Source organism: Paenibacillus sp. CAA11 (assembly GCF_003060825.1).
Lineage (GTDB): Bacteria > Bacillota > Bacilli > Paenibacillales > Paenibacillaceae > Fontibacillus.
In genome coordinates this window covers 2,503,627-2,524,190 of the sequence record NZ_CP028922.1, presented here as the reverse complement: position 1 = coordinate 2,524,190, position 20,564 = coordinate 2,503,627, and the positions used below count along the sequence as shown (strand labels likewise).

At 46.6% G+C, this 20,564-nt stretch carries 16 protein-coding genes; 11 read left to right on the top strand and 5 right to left on the bottom strand.

Annotated elements, in window-relative coordinates:
• Window positions 1–177: 177 nt before the first annotated feature.
• Together DCC85_RS11640 and DCC85_RS11635 are read left to right on the top strand one after the other, a co-directional pair.
• Complete coding sequence (locus DCC85_RS11640) at window positions 178–1,065, top strand: tyrosine-type recombinase/integrase (RefSeq protein ID WP_234414471.1); 888 nt, start codon at window positions 178–180, stop codon at window positions 1,063–1,065.
• 145 nt (window positions 1,066–1,210) lie between these two features.
• Window positions 1,211–2,803: a sigma-70 family RNA polymerase sigma factor gene (locus DCC85_RS11635; RefSeq protein ID WP_108465740.1), complete on the top strand. Its 1,593-nt coding sequence runs from the start codon at window positions 1,211–1,213 to the stop codon at window positions 2,801–2,803.
• A gap of 146 nt (window positions 2,804–2,949) precedes the next feature.
• On the opposite strand, the gene DCC85_RS11630 is transcribed toward DCC85_RS11635, so the two are convergent.
• The 3 genes from DCC85_RS11630 to DCC85_RS11620 all read right to left on the bottom strand — a co-directional run bounded on the left by DCC85_RS11630 (window position 2,950) and on the right by DCC85_RS11620 (window position 7,136).
• Window positions 2,950–4,266: an outer membrane protein assembly factor BamB family protein gene (locus DCC85_RS11630; protein ID WP_159081859.1), complete on the bottom strand. Its 1,317-nt coding sequence runs from the start codon at window positions 4,264–4,266 to the stop codon at window positions 2,950–2,952.
• A gap of 335 nt (window positions 4,267–4,601) precedes the next feature.
• Window positions 4,602–5,318, bottom strand: a complete 717-nt coding sequence (locus tag DCC85_RS11625) for a response regulator transcription factor (protein ID WP_234414470.1) — start codon at window positions 5,316–5,318, stop codon at window positions 4,602–4,604.
• Between the two features lie 24 nt (window positions 5,319–5,342).
• Complete coding sequence (locus tag DCC85_RS11620) at window positions 5,343–7,136, bottom strand: sensor histidine kinase (protein ID WP_108465737.1); 1,794 nt, start codon at window positions 7,134–7,136, stop codon at window positions 5,343–5,345.
• 352 nt (window positions 7,137–7,488) lie between these two features.
• Here DCC85_RS11620 and DCC85_RS11615 point away from each other — a divergent pair, with 352 nt between their 5' ends.
• The 4 genes from DCC85_RS11615 to DCC85_RS11600 all read left to right on the top strand — a co-directional run bounded on the left by DCC85_RS11615 (window position 7,489) and on the right by DCC85_RS11600 (window position 12,278).
• Complete coding sequence (locus tag DCC85_RS11615; protein WP_199909913.1) at window positions 7,489–8,460, top strand: glycoside hydrolase family 113; 972 nt, start codon at window positions 7,489–7,491, stop codon at window positions 8,458–8,460.
• A gap of 192 nt (window positions 8,461–8,652) precedes the next feature.
• Complete coding sequence (locus DCC85_RS11610) at window positions 8,653–10,305, top strand: extracellular solute-binding protein (protein WP_159081858.1); 1,653 nt, start codon at window positions 8,653–8,655, stop codon at window positions 10,303–10,305.
• 74 nt (window positions 10,306–10,379) lie between these two features.
• Entirely contained in the window at window positions 10,380–11,339 is a 960-nt protein-coding gene (locus DCC85_RS11605; protein ID WP_108465735.1) for an ABC transporter permease, read from the top strand.
• 12 nt (window positions 11,340–11,351) lie between these two features.
• Window positions 11,352–12,278: a carbohydrate ABC transporter permease gene (locus DCC85_RS11600; protein WP_108465734.1), complete on the top strand. Its 927-nt coding sequence runs from the start codon at window positions 11,352–11,354 to the stop codon at window positions 12,276–12,278.
• Between the two features lie 76 nt (window positions 12,279–12,354).
• Here the strand turns inward: DCC85_RS11600 and DCC85_RS11595 are convergent, their stop codons facing one another.
• Window positions 12,355–13,284 carry an L-lactate dehydrogenase gene (locus DCC85_RS11595; RefSeq protein ID WP_108465733.1) on the bottom strand — a complete coding sequence of 310 codons (930 nt, stop codon included), beginning with the start codon at window positions 13,282–13,284 and terminating at the stop codon, window positions 12,355–12,357.
• A gap of 419 nt (window positions 13,285–13,703) precedes the next feature.
• Between DCC85_RS11595 and DCC85_RS11590 the strand changes: the two genes are divergently transcribed.
• The 5 genes from DCC85_RS11590 (at window position 13,704) to DCC85_RS11570 (ending at window position 18,904) form a co-directional block, all read left to right on the top strand.
• Window positions 13,704–14,681, top strand: coding sequence for a polysaccharide deacetylase family protein (locus tag DCC85_RS11590; protein WP_159081857.1), 978 nt, complete (start codon window positions 13,704–13,706; stop codon window positions 14,679–14,681).
• Between the two features lie 107 nt (window positions 14,682–14,788).
• Window positions 14,789–16,066, top strand: a complete 1,278-nt coding sequence (locus DCC85_RS11585; RefSeq protein ID WP_108465731.1) for a WD40/YVTN/BNR-like repeat-containing protein — start codon at window positions 14,789–14,791, stop codon at window positions 16,064–16,066.
• Window positions 16,067–16,253: 187 nt separating this feature from the next.
• Window positions 16,254–16,436, top strand: a complete 183-nt coding sequence (locus tag DCC85_RS11580; protein WP_108465730.1) for a hypothetical protein — start codon at window positions 16,254–16,256, stop codon at window positions 16,434–16,436.
• A 492-nt stretch (window positions 16,437–16,928) separates the two neighbouring features.
• Entirely contained in the window at window positions 16,929–18,329 is a 1,401-nt protein-coding gene (gene ltrA / locus DCC85_RS11575) for a group II intron reverse transcriptase/maturase (RefSeq protein WP_108463800.1), read from the top strand.
• A gap of 179 nt (window positions 18,330–18,508) precedes the next feature.
• Window positions 18,509–18,904 (top strand): DUF2500 domain-containing protein, encoded by a 396-nt coding sequence (locus tag DCC85_RS11570; RefSeq protein WP_108465729.1) that lies wholly within the window; start codon window positions 18,509–18,511, stop codon window positions 18,902–18,904.
• 109 nt (window positions 18,905–19,013) lie between these two features.
• On the opposite strand, the gene DCC85_RS11565 is transcribed toward DCC85_RS11570, so the two are convergent.
• On the bottom strand, window positions 19,014–20,342 hold the full coding sequence (locus DCC85_RS11565) for a phytoene desaturase family protein (RefSeq protein WP_108465728.1): 1,329 nt from the start codon (window positions 20,340–20,342) through the stop codon (window positions 19,014–19,016).
• Window positions 20,343–20,564 lie beyond the last annotated feature (222 nt).

The following is a 20,564-nucleotide window of genomic DNA, read 5'->3' as shown; positions in this document are numbered from 1 at the left end:
TCATTTTTCCTAAATGCAATAAAATCAATACCTAGTCTCTTCATATGTAGAACTGTTGCCCGTGACTTGCGATGCATACTGGCATCCGATACACTGTTTGATAGAAACAGCTTCCAAGAGATGAGAGGGAGAAGAACGTTGCCAAAACATAAAACAGATTACTCCGTCATCGATGAAATGTATGAAGAAGAGCTTGAGGCATTTCTGATTTGGATGAAAGATGCCGGTTATACTCCATATACACAAAAGTCCTACCTTGGGGACGTTCGAGAGTTTTTAAGCGGATTATCAGGTAAGCCACTAGAGAAGGTCAAGCGTCTTCATATAGTCAGCTACTTAACCTCTGTCCGAGAACGGGGGGTATCCGATAGCACCAGAAATCGTAAGCATGCATCCATTAATTGCTTCTATAAGGCGCTTAATGAGCTTGAAGTCTTTGAAGGAAACCCGGCTGCTGGCGTTAAGAAATCGAAGACTGAGAAGAATAGGTCGCCTGTTTTTCTGGAAGAACGAGAGCTTCAGCGCTTCTTAAACAGTGTGGAGGGAAAGTATAGGTCACGCAATCTGGCGATCTTCCTGCTGATGGGCTATATGGGGCTTCGTGTTGGCGAGGTACATCACTTGAATTTAGCGGATCTCCATATGGAGAAACGGCTGCTCAGTGTGTTTGGAAAAGGGAGGAAGTGGCGTACAGTTCCGGTTCCGGAGCCTGTGCTCCCTTATCTGAAGGATGCGATAGAGCATCGGCTTCAGCCTTGGCGCAGTAAGGAGGAAGCCCTATTTATTTCTCAGAAAGGTAAGAGACTGTCCATTCGGTGCATTCAAGACATCGCATCCCAAACGTTCGAGCGATTCCAGAGCGAACTGCCGGAGAATCAGCGGATCGCATACTCCAGCCATAAGCTGCGGCACTCGTTCGCAACGATGCTCCTGAGACGAGGAGCCGATTTGAGAACAGTCCAAGAACTGCTAGGCCATTCCTCCATTCAGACCACCACCGTATACACACATATCACCAATCGGGAAAAAGAGGATGCAATGGCACGGCTTGAAGTGAAATTGTAATTCTACTTAAAGAGTCTGAAACCTCTGAATTTATATTAACGAAAATAAAATTATGTAAACTTTAATGTTTTTCGACCTCATTTGTAACTTTTCCTTATAGAGTTGGCACTTGATTAATGAGATTAGAGATAAAGGAGAGATCAGGTTGCTGGAGCAGCAGGTGCAACAAGCACAGCAAGGGAAGCAAGCTGCCTTCAATTGGCTAAACCGGGAGTTCACTCCCCTGGGAATGATTACAGCTTATCGTCGTTTGAACGATTATTATTTGGCGGAGGATGCGGTTCAGGAGGCATGGACCGAAGTCTACCAGCATTTAGCCAAGTTAAAGGAGCCAGGAGCATTCCCTTCCTGGTATTTGACCATTGTAAGAAGGCAGTGTAATCGACTACTGCGCAAGAAGCAGCTGGCTGTAGCCATGGGAGAAGATGCTTTGGATCGCCCGGTCATGCGTTTAAATCCGGCCGAGATCGCGTTGCAAAATGAGCTTAAGGCAACGGTTCACCGCTATATCGGCTCTTTGCCTGAAAAGCTGGGAAATGCCGTCTTGTTATTTCATATTTTCGGTTATTCGCTAGCTGAGACTGCTGCCCATCTGGAGATCCCTTTATCTACGCTCAAGAAAAGACTCTATGACGCCAGGAATAAGCTCAAGATCAGCCTGCCGGCGGCAGACTTGTTAGCGTTGCCTGAGCTCATTGAACAAGGAGGCCGACAAAGCATGCTTCACATTGTAAATGGAGATGTAGTTGCTGAGAAATTGCGTGATGGGAGGATCAAGGGGGAGATTCTCGTCTGGCGGGAATTGTACACCGAGGGCCCGCATTTTTCTCCATCTGAGCCTGTGAAGAATCTGAAGGAACGCGGAAGATATCTGGAGCAAGAGCTCGGTATCCCAATGTCTATATATGAAGAGGGATGCAGAAGCCAGGAGCAGGTCTTGCAGCAATTTGTTGAGGAGCAGAAGGGGGGGATTATCCTTTGGTTCGAATATGATTTGTTCGATCAGACCATGCTGATGTTACTACTGCACAAGCTGGAAGGGTTGGGCACCACCTCAGGCAAGCAACTACCGATTCATCTTCTGTCGATAGGTGAATATCCTGGAATCGAGCCTTTTCACGGGTTTGGACAGCTGTCCTCTGATCAGCTGATGAAGCTATCGGGTACCTGGACACAGCTAGGCCCGGAGGACCTGCAGGCAGGGCGCCTTATTTGGGAGGCTTATATCTCTTCCGATCCGTTGTCCCTTCAATTATTGCTTGATCAACAGCCTGGGAAGCTTCCTTTCAGCGAGCAAGCCTTCCGGTTTCATCTATCCAGATTCCCCTCGGTCTACAACGGACTCGGTATTGTCGAACAGACTTTATTGAGTGAAATCGCGAAGGGTACAGTGCAGCTTTTGGAGCTGTTCAGGAAAGCCAGTGACAAGCTGCGTTGGCTGGGATTCTCAGATTTACAGGCGGCCCGCGAGCTGACACTTCTGGCTAAGCTTCCGAGCCCCTTAATAGAAATTCAAGGTAATCCTGAACCGCCGAAGTTTGGTTCAACCCAAGGACAGCACTCATTCTGGCAAACAGAAGTCTCTTTAACATCTTTAGGGGAGTTGATTCTGCAAGGGAAAAGAGATGCAGTTGAAGTGCGGGGAATCAATAAGTATCTGGGCGGCGTTCATCTTATCTCGGATGGACCTATGTGGAGATGGGATGATCAAGCAGGCTGCTTAAGGACACAAGCTTAACGGGATGATACTTATACGAAAAGTACCGCCATCAACGTTATGAACATGCATATACACGCGTTCCAATCTAGAGTTGAAGTATAGAATGAGCCCTCAAGATACGTTATATATTATCTTGGGGGCCCTTCTGCATTTATATATTTGGTTTATTGAAGACCGACGGGAAGCTGAACGGCAATCAGCTTATTTTCAGCCTGAATGATTACGGTATTCTTCTCTACCAGCGTAGTGCCAAAGCTGCGAGCTGCAGTTTTAATTTTCCCAGTGACTTTGCCTGTTAGTGCATTTGTCAGATAAAACTGGCCGTCCGTAAGACCAACGTAGGCTCCATTCCCGATGAGGTCCAAGCGGTTAATGGGATTGTTGGGGCCCAAGAATGGAGTGTAGTCATCTGAGTTAACCTTGCGTGCAACGAGCTGATCGTTGTCTTCGTAGAAGTGCAGGCCTTTATACACACCAGCCAGCCATAACCCTCGTCCTTCTGTAACTTTCGGGGTTTGCTTGGCGGGATCTTGTCCCAGGACAAATTCGCTAACTCTACTATTTGAATCTGATAACTCTTGTACAATATAAATGGTAGTACCATCAATGACGACTTGACGAGCGCTTTGGTTCACAACATCCTTTACAGGGATATAAGAATAAGAGGAGAGAATCTTTCCTGTTTTTACATCAATTTGATCGATGGTAGCCGCATAGCCTTTACCGCTGCTTGTTCCTTCCTTAAGTGTATAAATTGTTCCGCTGCGGTATTCCAATATTCCCGAGTGTCCCTCTGCAAGGGTCCAGAGCAGTTTACCGGTGGCCGCATCGTAGGCGGCATATTGATTGGCCGGATTCTCGTCCACCAGTGCTGAAGTCAGCACCACGCCGTCATGGACGCCGCTCAAATCAAAACCGTATGTACTGCGCGGCTTGATCTGCCACTTTTTCTTGCCAGACTGTACATCATAGGCAGCAAACTGATTGAAGCCAACTACATATAAAGTTCCAGATTGTAAAAAGACTTGTACATCTATATCTGCTTTGACAGCTATAGCCGATTTGACTGTCCATCCGACCTTACCGGTTTGACCGTTCAGCTTCAGGAGCGTACCCGTACTGTCCACATAGAACACTGCATTATTGCTGGCAATGAGGTTGGATATTCTCTTCGAAGAGGAGGACCACACCACTTTGCCGGTATTGACATTTGCTGCAGTCAGCTTATTTTGTAGCGTATAAAATACCATTCCGTTATCCGCGGCTGCACTCATCGGTCCGTCAGCTACATAATCGACAGAGGTCTGCCATTTCGGGGTCAATACCTTGGTTCGATCAGAATAGCTGTTCCCAAGATGTCCGGAATAAGAAGTGATAGGAGCAGCGGAGGCGGGGAAGTTCAATCCAGAAAGGATCAGGCCCGTAGAAATTGCAATGGCTCCTATGACCTTAAATTGCTTATAAGGTGTTCGTGGCAACATAATCATCTCCTAAATTTTTCATCATAACAGTTTAACGTGACTTCCAGGAATTAGTTGCGGATGTGAAACGATATATAGTTTACATAATTATTTTTATGTTGCATATGATGCTTGATTTAAGGACTGGGAACGTAATTTTCTTCCCTTAATAAATTATTGACGCTTCTGCAGCCGGAACCACTGCAAACCGTCGTTTCAGCGAATTCTTGATAAGAAAGAGAAGAAGAGGAGTATCCTTTTTAAATATAGATAGAGCCTTCTAGTTTCATGTCTTGAGATAGAAGGCTCTTGTTGTAGAATGAGACCTCCGGTTATCTTTGTTCTATATTGCTTGCTTATTGCTGCGAACTCTGCTTACGGTAAGCCGATGGCGTGCAGCCTGTGTTCTTTTTAAATTGCTGGACAAAATAATCCGTGTCATTGTATCCGACCGTAGCTGCTATGTCGGCAATTTTACAAGCTGATTTTATCAGTCTTTGCTTGGCTTCTTCAATCCTGATTTGATGGACATAGTCATTGAAGTACAACCCCGTTGACTTTCTAAACAGCTGTCCGAGATAGAAAGGATGCAGGTACATTTTCCCGGCAAGCTCCTTCATCGTAATCTGCTCATAAAAGTGCTCCTTGACATATTGCTTCACGGATTCGATAGGATCTTCGACGTTCCCAACAGATTCTTGCGGCAGCTTAAGCAATTCCTTGCCAAGCCGTTTCTTAACACGATGCAAAGCGCTGATCAGCTGCTCTTCCTCTATGGGCTTCAAGATGTAATCCACGGCTCCGCAGACCAAGGCAGTTTTGACATAGTCAAAATCATCATAACCTGAGATCACAACAAAACAGGTATCCTGCACCTCTGTGATTTCCTTCATAAGCTCAAGGCCACTTACGCCAGGAAGCCGTATATCCGTAATGACCAGCTCCGGCTTCTCGGCCTTGATTAATTGAAGTGCCTGTCTTCCATTCTCGGCTTCATTGCATAAGAGAAATCCATGTTCTTCCCACGCAATAATCTTCTTCAAGCCTTCCCGCATTCTCGGTTCATCTTCCACAATCAAGGTTTTCAGCAAGCGAATCTATCCCTTCATTGAATTAACTTCTTCGTTGGAGGAGTGCGGTATCCATAGCTCAATCTCAGTTCCTACATGCTCTTGCGAATTTATAGACATATTGAAATTGCTTCCGAACTGCCATTTTAGCCGATCATACACATTCTTTAGACCTACATGTTTTCCTTCCTGGTTATAACTAGGGTGAATTAACTGCTCATTAAGAGTAGCTAGCCTCGCTCCATTCATGCCAATTCCGTCATCCTGTATCGAGATTAGCACCCATTGTTCTGTGTGAGTAACCGAAATACGGATGAAGCCGGGCGTTTCTAGATGCTCGATTCCATGTATGCAGGCGTTCTCCACAAGCGGGAGAATGCTCATCTTCGGAATTCGTTCATCAGCTGCCTGTTCATCCAGATTGAGCTCATAGGTGAGCTTGGAGCCGAACCGAAACTGCTGGATTTCCAAATAATCCACGACAAATTCCAATTCCTCTTCGATGGGAATGAAGTCTTGACCCCAGCTTAGGGAACGCCTAAATCCTCGTCCAAGCAGTTTAATCATCGTTGCTGTCTCATGTTCTCCCTTTGTGATACAGCTCATTCTGATCGCATCCAGCGTGTTGTACAAGTAGTGAGGGTTAATCTGGCTTTGTAATGCATTGAACTGGGCTTGCCTGCGATCCAGCTCGGCTATATAGACATCTTGGATTAAGCCGTCAATACGCAGGGTCATTCGGTTGAATTCCTCGGTCAGCTGGCCGATCTCATCATTGGCCCTTGGCGTATTCAATTGCTCGAATCGCTGGTTCTGAACCCTTCGAATTCCCTTTAGAAGCAGCCCGAGCCGGGAGTTGAGCGACTGGCTTATCGCCAGGATGATCAGGCTGGGGAAGAGCAGATTGGCACAGGTAAGAAGGACGATGAATTTACGAGACTCAAACAGACTTTGACCCATAACACGGTCTGGATATACGCCGACCATCTTCCAGCCTTGCAGGTAATCTACTCCCTCATATGGACTTGTAATGGAAGTATGACCTTTGGTAACAGAGACTTCCAACTGATCAGGAGGTGATTCTACAGAAGTATAGACGACTTCTCCCCGGGGATTGATCAAATACAATTCACCAGGAAAGGAGCGATCAAACAAGGTATTCTGCAGGTAGCCTGGGAGCACATCGATTTTTAGTATTTTCCGATAATTGGAATATAATTGGTAGAAATCAAGTTCGCGGATCAAGCTTACATAAGTAGACGGCGATTGAGATCGTTGTATGGCTGCCCCTGACCGTACTTCATCCGATGAGTGAGTGTAGATGGTCCATTTCCGGCTGCGGGCCGGGTCCATGGCGGCTTTGTACCAATTCTGCTGCAGGGTCTGCTCATTAATGGAATTGAGCATTCCTGAGGAAGGGAGTGTCTTGTTATCCGTATACAAATAAGCATTATAAAATTGCTTGTTAAGTGGAACAAAGCGGTTGATGGAACGAATGAGCACATCATTATAAGCGGTAAGCACATCCTCAGGACTCGAATAAGTTTGATCGAGGGCGCTGTAGAGGGGCCCATCCGTGTAAATTACAGTGGAGAAACTAATGATGCCATCAAGTATTTTGCGAAAGTTGTCTTTGTTGTTCTCCAGTGCTTGCTTAAGATCTTTCATTTTCTCGTTTCTTACATTTTGTGCAGTCATGTGGTAGAAGACCGTATTGGTCAGCAGAATCGGAAAAAACACGGCTGTAAAATAGAGAATCATCAACTTGTTCTTAAGTCTCAAATTATTCCAATATTGACTTAGACTGCGCTCTCTAGTCAATGGAATGAACCTCCTTTACAATATTGCGATGCTGGCTGCTCGCCTCCTCTTAAGACAATAACAATAATCAATCTTGTTATATATATTATTTTGTTTTATTCTAACAGTTATTATGTGGTTATAACAGATCATTGTATAATTATAGCCAGATAGATTGAACTAAAGTTATACATTGACCTATCTATATATAGCGGCCTAATACGGCCCTATAATACCTATTTCTTTAGTTCATTCTATACAGAAGGATATGTTTATCAACGTTGGAATGTTTAGTGATTGAGCTAATCTGACGGGTTATTTAAGCTAACGAAGGTTAATGAACATTAGATTTTATGGGGGGAGATAATAGACAATGAATCATATTTTTTTAAAGGGAATGACCTATGGCTGGGGAGAGAAGCGCGGAGCCTATCAGACTGACGAGGCTGTTGATTCAATGAGGAAGCTGGCCGAGACAGGCAGCGAGTGGATTGCTTTATCGTTCTGGACCTGGCAGGATACCATTCATTCAACAAGCATTTATTTCGATTATGGATACACTCCGACGGACCAGGATATAGCCTTTGCAGTGAAGCAAGGCAAGCAATTGGGTTTGAAAGTATGCTTGAAGCCTGTAGTGAATTCAAGAGATGGCATTTGGAGAGCTCGGATCGGTTTTCCGGAAGACGCGGTCTCCTATTGGGCCGCATGGTTTGAATCTTACACGAATTTCATCAAGCATTATGCTGAGCTTGCCAGCGAGCTCGAATGTGAGATGTTGTGTATTGGCTGTGAGATGATTATGACAGAATCAAGGACTCAGCAGTGGCGGGCATTGATCAGTCAGGTAAGGGAGCTCTATACAGGGCCGATCATTTACAATGCCAATCATGGCAAAGAAGATGGAATCGAGTGGCTGGATGCCGTGGACTTGATCGGTACGAGCGCATACTATCCTGTAGCCACAGCTCCGGGGGAAAGCTATGAGAATATGCTTGCTGCCTGGAATAAACAAAAACCGCATTTGAAGGCGTTATCGGAGCGCTTTAATAAACCTGTCGTGTTCATGGAGATCGGCTGCCGCAGTGCTCTTGGCTGTGCCACGATGCCTTGGGATTTCGAGCATACCGATCTTCCGTTCTCTGAGAGCGAGCAAGCTAACTTTTACCGGTCTGCCCTGGAAGCCTTCTGGGATGAGCCTTGGTTTGCCGGCTATTTCTGGTGGGATTGGCGCACAAAGCTCTATAGTAGAGAAGAGGCGGCGCAGAATGTTGGCTTTGACATTTACGGTAAAGCAGCCGAGCAGATTCTTAGAAGTTATTATAAGCATCCAGCAATAAGATAGATTGCTTCACTTAAGTTTTATTCCTTCACGACGGATTCGTCCGCTGTGAAGGTTTTTTTGTTGAATAATAGCGCACCTGCTTGGAAACAAACTTCTTAGATTTGTGGGGGGTGCTGTTATGTTTCATCGGGTACATCCATCGGGATCGGAGTGTTAAAGTATAGCTAAATTAGCGAAAGGGTGGGTTCAAAGTTGAACAAAAAAAGAGCGCTTACAATACTGGTTTCCGCGGCGTTGATTTTATCCCTGACGATCAGCGGATGCAGCTCTGGCGGGAATAACAGCAAGAATTCAGCTAATGCAGGGAATAAGGACAGCGGGGGAACGAAGACATTTACCTATTTTATCTTTGATCCGGGCGACAATGTGCCGGAGCATACGAAGATTGGCGACATTATTCAAGAGAAAACTGGCGTGAAAATAAAATACGAGCGTCTGGTTGGAGAGAAGGAGCAAAAGGTAGGTGTTATGATTGCCGGCGAAGATTACCCGGACTTGCTTAATACCGATCAGACTGTCAAATTCGAAGATGCTAAAGCTCTGATTCCGCTGGAGGACTTGATTGAGCAACATGCTCCAAACATTAAGAGGATCTATGGGCCTTATTGGGAGCGCTTAAAGGCAGCGGATGGTCACATCTATGCTCTGCCGCAGGTGGCCCCTACCGGGACGCCAAGCAAGGGGATAAGCGCAGCCTTCTGGATTCAGAAGGAAGTGCTCAAGGATGCAGGCTACCCTAAAATCACTACGTTCGATCAATATGTCGATGTACTCAAAAATTATTACAAGAAATATCCGCAAATCGACGGTGCAGATACCATTCCGTTTGAGATTCTGACTTACGATAATCGGAACTTTACCTTAACGACAGCAATGCAATTCCTAGCAGGCGGTCCTAACGATTCCAGAGCTTTGGTAGACCCGAATAGTAATACTCTCAAGTTCTATCAGACCGATGAGAACATCACGAAGCGGTATTATGCCAAGCTGAATGAAATGTATAACGAGGGCATGGTCGACAAGGAAGCATTCGTCATGAACTACGAGCAATACCTTGCCAAGCTGTCGAGTGGTCGCGTTCTCGGTTTCTTCGATCAGAAGTGGCAGTTCCAGACGGCGATGGATTCCTTGAAGCAGCAGGGGAAGAGTAATCGCATTCATGTTCCGCTGCAGCTTACTTTCGATGAAAGTATCCAGCCGGATTATCTCGATGTGCCTTCTTTGAACTATAATCAGGGTTTCTCAATTACCGTGAGTTGTAAAGACCCGGTTGCAGCCATAAAGTATGCAGACTTCATGGCAAGCGATGAAGGGCAGATTTTGCGGAACTGGGGTGTGAAGGGAGAAGACTTCACGGTTAGTGACCAAGGTCGGTTCTATCGTACCCAAGAGCAGCGCGACTTCTTTGCAGATCCTAAGAACGGACTGAAGACTTTCGGTAACATTATGTTCTTCTGGCCAGGTTCCTCTGGAACGATGCCGGATGGGAACAACTATGAATCCTACAGACAGCCCGAAGAGATTGCAGCCGGGTATGATGAACTGGATAAGGAAATTCTGAAAGCCTATGGAGTCAAGACTTATGAGGACCTGTTCGATGGACCGAATATGGCCCGCAAGTATTTCCCGTTATGGAGTATTGAGCTGTCTGAGAAGGCTAAGGTCTTCAATCAGAAGCTTGACGACATTAACAAGAAATTCCCGCCACTAATGGTAGTCTCCAAGTCGCCGGAGGATTTCGAGAAAAATTGGAATGCATATGTGGACACGGTTAATAAGCTGGATGTTCAAAGCTGGCTGGATGAGTTGACCGAGAAGGTGAAGCAGCGCCAGGAGAACTGGTAAGCATAAGAAGGGCGCCGGGCTTCAAGCTTCATTCAGCCGGCGCCTTTATTCTTGGATGACAAGGAGGAGAGGATATGCCCGCATCTACAGAATTGGCAAACAAGCAAGCCTACCATCCGCAGGATCGCAAGTCCTTGTGGAAGAGACTGAAGCAACAAAAGCTGCTCATGTTGATGTCAATACCGTTCCTGGTCTATGTTATTATCTTCGCCTATGTTCCTTTGTATGGCTGGATGATGGCTTTTCAGAACTATAAACCCGGCTCTTCTATGCTGAACAATGAATGGGTGGGATGGAGCAATTTCACGGAGCTGTTTCAGGATGATGCTTTTCTTCGTGTCATCCAAAATACGCTGGCCATGAGTGTGATCAATTTGGTCTTCGGCTTTGTAAGCTCGATCGCACTGGCCTTGATGCTCAATGAGGTTCGTAAAATATTTTTCAAGCGTTTCGTGCAGACCATCAGTTATCTGCCGCACTTTATATCCTGGGTGGTCGCGGCAAATCTCATTATGAACATGCTGTCCATTGACGGGATTATCAACAAAGTTCTGGTCAGCCTTCATGTGATCAAGGAGCCCATCATGTGGCTGTCTGAACCGCATTATTTCTGGTGGATTATCGGTTCTTCGAACGTATGGAAGGAAATTGGCTGGAGTGCAATTATATATCTGGCTGCCATGACCATGATTGATCCATCCCTTTACGAAGCGGCCAGCATTGATGGGGCAGGAAGGTTTCGAAAAATCTTTCACATTACGCTGCCGGGAATCCGCTCGATTATTGTAATTCTGCTGATTATGAACATAGGCCACATCCTGGATGCCGGATTTGAACAGCAATATTTGCTGCAGACCCCGATGGTAGTGGATTATGCGGAGACGATTGATATTTTTGTGCTCAAATACGGGATTAATTTGTCGCGATTCTCCTTCGCTACAGCGGCAGGCATCTTTAAAACGGTTATTAGTGTTGTTTTGCTGCTTGCTGCGAACCGGATGGCCAAACGCATGGGACAAGAGCGACTGTTCTAGGAGGGAACTCATATGTCAGCATGGACAGCTTCTGCCGGCAGAACACGCCGGTCTATGGGAGACGTAGTTTTTGATATCGTGAATATGGCTTTACTGCTACTGCTGCTCGTGGTGACCTTGTATCCGATCTTGAATACGATTGCGGTATCGTTCAACCAAGCCTCGGATACTGTGAGGGACAGCACCTTTCTCTGGCCCCGCAAATTCACCACACTGAACTACAGCACTTTATTTCAGGACGGCGTTCTGTTTCATGCCTTCTTCGTGTCTGTAGCGAGAACGCTGATCGGGACAGCCACAAGTGTATTCTGTACCGCAATGCTCGCTTATACAATCAGCCGGAAGGAATATGCACTGCGCAAGCCCATTTCTTTTATCTTTGTATTTACGATGTATTTCAGCGGTGGATTAATTCCTACCTATATGCTCATCAAAAATCTTCAGCTGAACGGGACCTTCTGGGTCTATATCATTCCGGGTCTGGTTGGGGCCTTTAATCTTATTGTCATGCGATCCTTCATGGAGGGGCTGCCTGAAAGCCTGGTGGAGTCCGCGCAAATCGACGGGGCTAATCACTTTACGATTTTCATTAAAATCATTCTTCCGCTAAGCATGCCGGTTCTGGCCACGGTGGCGCTGTTTGTCGCCGTCGGCCAGTGGAACAGCTGGTTTGATACATTCCTGTATAACTCTTCAAATATAGATTTAAGTACACTGCAATATGAGCTCATGAAGAAGCTTCAGTCCGCGAATATGAGTGTTGGCGGCAGCGCTGAATCTGCCTTTGCGAACAGCAAAAATGTGCAGGCAAACATTGTCACACCTGCATCCATCCGTGCTGCAATTACGATTGTCGCCACAGTGCCTATTGTCATTGTCTATCCATTCCTGCAAAAATACTTTGTCACAGGTTTGACCTTGGGCGGAGTGAAGGAATAAAATCCGTATTGCCAAAGCCCGGCCCTTCAGCAATGGAAGGGCCGGGCTTTGGTGTGGAATCTTATCTTGGAATTGATTACAGATCCAAGCTGGCAATTTGTTCTTTCAATTTATCGGCAGATGCCTTAAAACGGGCTAGCTCCTCATCGTTAAGCTCAAGGTCAAGCACTTGGCGAACTCCGGAGGAGTCAACGATACAAGGAACACCTAGATACACATCGGATACTCCATTGTAATTTTCTAAAAGGGTGGAGACATTCAAGACAGAGCCTTCATCCTGCAAAATGGAGACGACAATTCGGTCTAGAGCGAGGGCAATGGCGTAAGAGGTTGCTCCCTTAGCGTTAATGATCTCATAGGCCGCATTCTTGGTACGGTCAAAAATGTCCTCACGCTCTTCATCGGTAAACTCCAGTCCAATGCCGGCCACGTTGGCGAGGCTCCACAGCGGCAATTCGGAGTCACCGTGCTCTCCTACAATATGGGCGTGGATGCTTCGCGGATTGATCTTCTTGTTCTGGCCGATCAAATAACGAAAGCGAGCGCTGTCAAGCAGCGTGCCTGAACCAATAACCCGGCTGACCGGAAATCCGCTCTTCTTCAGAGATACATAGGATAGAATATCGACCGGATTGGTGGCAACCAGTATTATGCCATGATTGTTGTATTTCACGATATTCTGAATGATGCTGTCAAAGATGGAGGCATTACGCTTAAGCAGGTCAATGCGCGTCTCGCCAGGGCGTTGATTCGAGCCTGCTGCAATAATAATAATATCCGCATCTGCACAATCACTGTAATCGCCTGCCCACAGTTTGACGCCGCCGGTAAACGGCATGCCGTGATTCATATCGAGCGCTTCGCCAAGTGCCTTATCATGGTTGGCATCAATCAGCACGAGCTCGGATACACGTTCCCGGAGGAACAGGGTATAAGCTGTTGTAGCTCCCACGGCACCTGTGCCGATAATTACCACACGATTTGAACGCTGACCTGATTTCTTCATAAACATCATCTCCTTTAGAATGCGGTTTCAATTAGTTCCATCTTCATTTACAGCTTTCAATCAGAACCTCAAGTGCTTAAATTGTGTAGGCTCCGCTCTAATCCATTTACCCGCCAGGCTTAAAATGAATATGTACGTGTTCTGAAATTGTAAGCGGAACCCTCAAGCTTCCTTGAAATAAGAATGAAGCTAATGTTTATTGTACACAGATAGTTAAAATTTAAAAGTAAAAGAAAGGGAGAAATACACGAATCCTTAGATTTCTTGCTGAGAATTATATTAGCTCACGCGGAAAATATGAAATTTGTCATAAAATGATAGAATTCTTCTAATAGTGTAACTTTTCTGTAAGCACCATTCCTCTAATTTGTATTATGCTAGTAGTAGAATACATAGAGAAGGAATCGGTGATAAGTTGTATGAGTCAATTACAGTCCAACAAGAAGAACAAATTTTGGAGTCTAACTAAAATCAACACCCTCTTAGCCGCTACCGTCATTGGGCTTGCGGCTGTTTCTTTTTTTATGAAGGGCGAACAGCCAAGCAGTTCTTCCACCAGTGCTGAAACGACTGCATCTGCTTCCGCTCATACGGCCGGTAAGCAATCTGTCGAGGTGCCCGAACTCCAGTCCCCATCGAAAAAGGATCATGCCAATACCAATGTGAAGGCAGCGGATGCTGACACTGCTTCGAAACAGAATGCGGAAACAAAGACCGCCGCAGCTAAGGCTGTGCCTGAAGCTAATAAGAAGCCCGCTTCAACTTCCACCCCGCCGGCCCAAAATATGAAGGTCGTTTACCTGACCTTTGATGATGGCCCTGGGCCATATACCAAGCAAATTCTAAATATATTGGAGAAGGAACATATTCATGCTACATTCTTCGTGATCGGTTCGCAGCTTGAGGAGAATAAAGCCAATCTTCAAAAAGTGCTTGATCAAGGGCATTATGTGGGACTCCATAGCATGACTCATAGTTACAAGAAGCTGTATAAAAGCGGGAGCGCAGCTCATTTCGTTCATGAATTCAAGGAGGAACAGGCTCTGTTTAAAAAGCTGACCGGAATAACTCCAACCTTGATTCGTGCACCTTATGGCAGTGCGCCTCAAATCGGCTCAACTTTTAGAGGAGCTATCTCGGACGCCGGATTCAAAATGTGGGACTGGACCGTAGATTCCAAAGACTGGAGTTATACGGGCAAGCCCGATAAAGTCATTGCACAGATCCGCAAACAAGTACACGGGAAGAGAGAAGTAATCCTAATGCATGAGAAGAAGCAGACGGTGCAAGCTCTTCCGCAAATTATTGCTTATCTGAAAAAACAGGGTTACTCCTTTGCGGTCTACAAGCCGGAACAGCACTTTGTTCTTAATTTTGCTAAGGATCCTAGATTGTAAGAGACATGAGAGACTTTAGCAACGTGGACTTGCGTATTCCTTTTTTAATATAATAGAAAGAACTACCCGACACTGAAAATGTAAAAAGGATAGGAGGCTTGCATAACTTGAGAAATCAGGGCGGCAGGATCATGGTTCTTCTTCTCCTAGCCGGCATGCTGCTGACAGCATGCACTTCAAGCAAGGAACAGCCGAAGGATCTTCCTGCAGAGCACGATTCACAGGAGAAAGGGCAAACCTTAACGGTGATCGAACCTAATCGTACCGAGCCGGAAACAACGAAGAGAACGGAAAGCCCCGAGAAAAAATATCAGATTCAGACACGACTCTCAGATTTCCATCTGCTAAGTGATACGACAGGCATTGCTTGGGGTTCAACACGCGGTGAGCTGCGTCTATATAGAACAGAGGATAATGGCACCACTTGGACAAATATCTCCCCGGCCGGAACCGTACAATTTCCGGGGATCGTTAGATACGGTAAGGAACTTTTCTTTGCAGATTCGATGAACGGCTGGATTGTACGCAATGGTGGAGGTACCTCGGAGACAATTGTTCTTTATACGACAGATGGTGGAGTCAATTGGAAGGTATCCTCATTGCCGAAATCTGTACAAGTCAGTGATATTTCCTTCGTCTCCAAACAGCAAGGCTGGCTCATGACGACACAGAATTCAACTCCGGGCAATCAGGAGAAACTTCTGTATCGAACGTTAGATGGTGGAAAGACATGGAAGACTGTCATGCATTCCCAAACTGACAATTCATCCACGACACCGCTTCCGGAATTCGGCTATATAAGCGACATGGAGTTTGGGAACAGCATGTACGGTTATGTAGTTCAGCAGGAGCTGGATCGTCCGAAGCTGTACATCACAACTGATGGCGGATATCACTGGCGGACAAGTAATTCTAACTTTGAGAAGAAAGATATGGGCAAATGTGATCAGTATACTTCACGCAGTATAAGCTTTTTAAATGCCCAGCATACAAGCGCTTGGGTCCCAGTTGGATGCAGTAGAGGGCAGGAGAGCAAGTACAATGGTTATTTCACGGCAGATCGAGGGGCAACCTGGTCTTTTGCTGCATTTCCGCTTGAATGGCAAAGTGGCCCGAATCGTTATATTCCTCCGACATTCATTAATGGAAGGGAAGGTTGGAGCTTAAGCGGGGTTAATCTGCTTCACACTATGGATCAAGGGAAAACTTGGGCTAAGCTGCCAGTAAGTGATAAACTGGAGAAGATGATGACCGATTATCCAGAGGTGGCAAAGCTGGAGTTTGTATCTTCTTCTGTAGGATGGATCCTAATTCAGAATTATGATGAGAGGAAGTCCTTGTTATTGCAGACCAAGGATGGAGGAATGAATTGGCGTGTGCTCTAAGAGCACGCGTCTTTTTTTATGAATGCGGGAAAGGGCATTACAGGATGACCTTGTGACTGCTAGAAAATAAATAATGTGATTTAGCTCATATTGTGAAAAAAATCACATGTAGATATGAGAAGCTGTGATATATTTAACTTGTAAGAAAATTCACAAAGTTACAAACAACCTTAAGGAGTGATAGATCATGAAAACAACAAACGATGTCATGACAAGAAACCTGCTCCAATTCTGCTACACCTGTGAAGATGCACACCTCTGTACGACGGAAGAAGCTTGCAGAGCTTGCTGGGAAGAGAACGGTATGATGGAACAGGAAGCCGACGGTACGGAAGAGACAAGACAACTTCTTATGGAGTATTATGCTTAATCTATACTTCCTCTCAAGAAAACAATAGCCTTCCCGAGAATGAGGATCGGGGAGGCTATTGTTATGAGTGTGCGCCCGGCATGGGCGATAACTCGGCGGTGAAAGTCCGCTACAGGCTTGGCAGTAGGAACTGTTAGCTGAAGGCAAGGGTGTCCGCCGCGAGGCGGAATCTGAAGGAAGCCGGAGGCAAACCCTCGGTCTGACGAACAGAAATCACATAGAAGGCATCATGGGACGGACGAGCTTGCACTACAAAGCAAAGTCCAATACTGCCCGAATCCCATGGTGTAAATGTGGCAGATAGATGAGGGGAAGGTTATCGCTCTTACCCGGGGAGGTCTCACAGACGACAAGTAGGAAAAAAAACCGAAAGACGGAGTAAAGCTTGCTGTGAGAAGTCAGCAGAGGCCATAGTACCCGGAAGGTTTTTTTTTCGGGGAAGGGCCGAACAATCGTAAGTCTCGAGTACATACCGAAAGGAGAGCTGACGCGATGAAAGCAGAATACCGAAAGGGCTACCTGCAAAGGGATAGCGTGGAACGCGAAGAGCATGCGGGAGTGCGGAGCGCCGGCACTCGGGAACGTAAAGAAAGAGGCGGTGCAACAGACCTGCTGGAGCAGATTCTGGACAGAGACAATCTGAACAGAGCCTACAAACAGGTCAAACGCAACCATGGAGCGCCAGGAATCGACGGAATGACCGTAGAAGACGCGCTACCCTGGCTGCAGGAACATAGAGACGAGCTGTTGCAAAAGATCCGGGAAGGCAGATACAAGCCCAGCCCAGTACGGCGCAAGGAAATTCCCAAAGCAGATGGAAGCGGAGTACGGAAGCTTGGCATACCCACGGTCGTAGACCGAGTGATTCAGCAGGCAGTCGCCCAGCAGCTCCAGCCCCTGTTCGAGCCGCTCTTCTCGGAGGGAAGCTATGGCTACCGCCCCGGTCGGAGCGCACAACAGGCCATTCGCAAGGTGAAAGACTATGCAGAACAGGGATACGGCTACGCAGTAGAAATCGACCTCTCCAAATACTTCGACACGCTGAATCATGAGCTGCTTATGCATCTTTTGCGCAAACAAATTCAGGACAGACGCGTAACCGAACTGATTAAGAGATACCTGAAAAGTGGGGTTATGGAGAACGGGGTGCACTGCAAAACAGAAGAAGGCTCCCCTCAGGGAGGCCCCCTGTCGCCGCTTCTGGCGAACATCTACCTGAACGAATTTGACCAAGAGATGAAAGGCCGCGGAGTGAACGTCATCCGCTATGCGGACGATATTGTGGTGCTTGCCAAAAGCAAACGGGCAGCGGTGCGGCTACTGGAATCCTGCGGAAAGTACCTGGAGACCAAACTGAGACTCCAGATCAATACGCAGAAAAGTAAGGTCGGTAGCGTAGTGGCTCGAAAGCACTTCAAATTTCTCGGCTTTGCCCTGGGAAAGAACAAGAACGGCATGTATATCCGTGCCCATGGACAATCCCTCGCAAAAGCGAAGAAGAAGTTGAAAGAACTCACAAGTCGCAGCCAGGGCAGAAATGTTCGCCAAGTCATGGAAAAGGTAAAAGTCTACATTCGGGGATGGATTGGTTACTACTATGTGGCCGACATGAAACGGATCCTGCAAAGCTGGAGCGAATGGTTGCGAAGACGACTGCGGATGTACATCTGGAAACAGTGGAAAAAGCCGCGAACAAAAGTACAAAACCTGCGGAAGCTGGGGATACCGGAATGGCAGGCTTACCAGTGGGGCAATTCCCGTCTCGGGTACTGGCGCATCGCCGGAAGTCCAGTGTTGTCTCGTTCCATAACAAACAAAAAGCTCGTACAGGCAGGATATTATGACTTTCCTGCGCAATACGAGCGTTTACGTAAATTGCACTTATGCGGTTGAACCGCCGTATACCGAACGGTACGTACGGTGGTGTGAGAGGTCGGCTACTCATCTAATGAATAGCCTCCTACTCGATTCAAATCGATAAACAAGTTTTAGTGATGTGGGCATATACTGAAATGGAGCGGGATCTTGGACACATTTGCCTGGCTTTGGGACTTGGAAGGAGGGGATCAAGCATGCTAACCGGATTTGAGATGTTCGATATCACGGGTTCGGTGGTACCCGTATTCCTGATCGTCGTGGTAGGAATCTTGGCAGCCTCCATGGCTGGAGGCATCTTCCGCTGGTTCCATACGGTTAGACAGCCTGTGCTTACCGTGGCTACAGTGGTGAGCGGCAAACGGACGGAAGTGATCCGGGCCCAGGATGCTGAGACTTCATCCAGCAGGTCGATTACAAGATATTACATTACTTTTGAGGTTGAGAGCGGGGACCGGCTGGAATTTTCCGTAACAGGAGAAGAGTATGGGCAGACCTCGGAAGGAGATGAGGGAAGCTTGACCTTTCAAGGCAGGCGTTATCTCGGTTTTCGCAGGAATGTGAAAGCTATTGCCAGATCGTATTCTGTCTAACTCCAATGAAAGTAGACATTATCCCGCCCATTTTCTATGCTCGAACAGCCCCGGATCCATAGGTCCCGGGGCTGTTGCTGTAGTTCAGACTATAAACAGGAGGTTCCTCTTAAATGGAGGATACCTTCGCTTTTTCATTTTGCTGTGATAACAGTTGTTGAGCTACGATTCTGGCGCTGGAGAAGGCTCTCTCTGCGAGTTCGCCCTTTCCTTCGCAGCCATCGCCGCAGAAGTAGAAAGGAACTTCGGGCAGTTGATGCGGCAGAAGCCGGTTGCTCGCTATGTTCTTAACACTCGAGACCATGGCTTTTTTCGAAACTCGCTTAACCGCCACATGATCTCTCCAATTCGGATAATGCTGATCAAAGAGCGCTTCGAGCTGGCTGCTCTTCTTCTCCAAGTACTGCTTGCGCTCTTCCTCCGTAGCAAATTCATCATTCAAGTAAGCGATACCCTGCAGCAGCTGTCCATTCTCTGGAGCTACCGTATTATCCGTGGCGGAAACATCGCTGATAAACAGCTTGTTGTCCATATCACTAATGTAATGGAAAGGTCTTGCTACAATAGTAGAGAAGCCGAGATCATAGACCATGACTTCTGTGCATGTGTTGTCCATATAAGGAATCATTGCAGCTTCCCAAGGAGAAGATTCCATCAGCTTCACCACTTGCTGAACGGGCAAAGCAATGATAACGGCATCGAATGGGAGCAGCTCTCTTGATTTAGTGTTTAACAGAAACTGTTTACCATCCTGCAAGATGGTCTCGACCGGCTCTTTAACTGAAATCGTCCAGCGGCCGCTGTTCTCCACCTTTTCCTTAAGCTGATTCGTGATTACCGCCCAGCTGCCGAGTACATAGTTCACCGGTCTTGATGAGAGAAACAGATTATGATAGTAATCAGCAATGACCTCACCGGAAACTTTACGAGCTTCCTCAGGCGTTATGAAGAAATTGGAGCAGACCAGGTGGGCCCACAATTCTTTCACATCATCTGCAGCGTGGGATTGATCCAGATAATCACCCAGTGTCGGATAATTCTTGAGCTGGTGCAGATTGCCGATAATCGCTGCAACCTCACCTACAAAACGCACTTTATCCATAGTTGTTAGTACTTCGGTCTTCATGATATTAACGAAATCAAGCGGTGCAGGGGTGAGGCGCCCATTCTTGGCGTACATGACCTTGCGTTTGTCCACCTGCTTGCTTGGAATCGTGATTCCCAGCTCATCCTCCATATGGCGGAGGGTGTGCCGATCAATGCCGTAAACTGCATGCGCCCCATAATTCAGGGTGAAACCTGCTTTTTCATAGGTAAAAGCCCGGCCTCCGAGCTGTGGGCTGCGCTCAAACACAGTTCCTTCAATTTCCGGATGGGATGATAGATAAGCGGCTGCCGTTAGACCGGCTAAGCCTCCTCCGATGATGGCTATTTTCATGAATGGTACCTCCTCAAAGTTTTGTGGAGCGATACAACATGGAAAACGGCGCAACAAAACTTGCTTCGAAAGCATACGCTTAAGTTTTGTGGAGCTAAGCAAACATAGGATATGTTTCTAGTATATGTTATTCATGTAAGCGCGTCCACAGAAACAGTCACGAAATGTTCAAAAATGTAACCGCATTCACATGTAGATGACTTACTTCTTATGAAATTTATT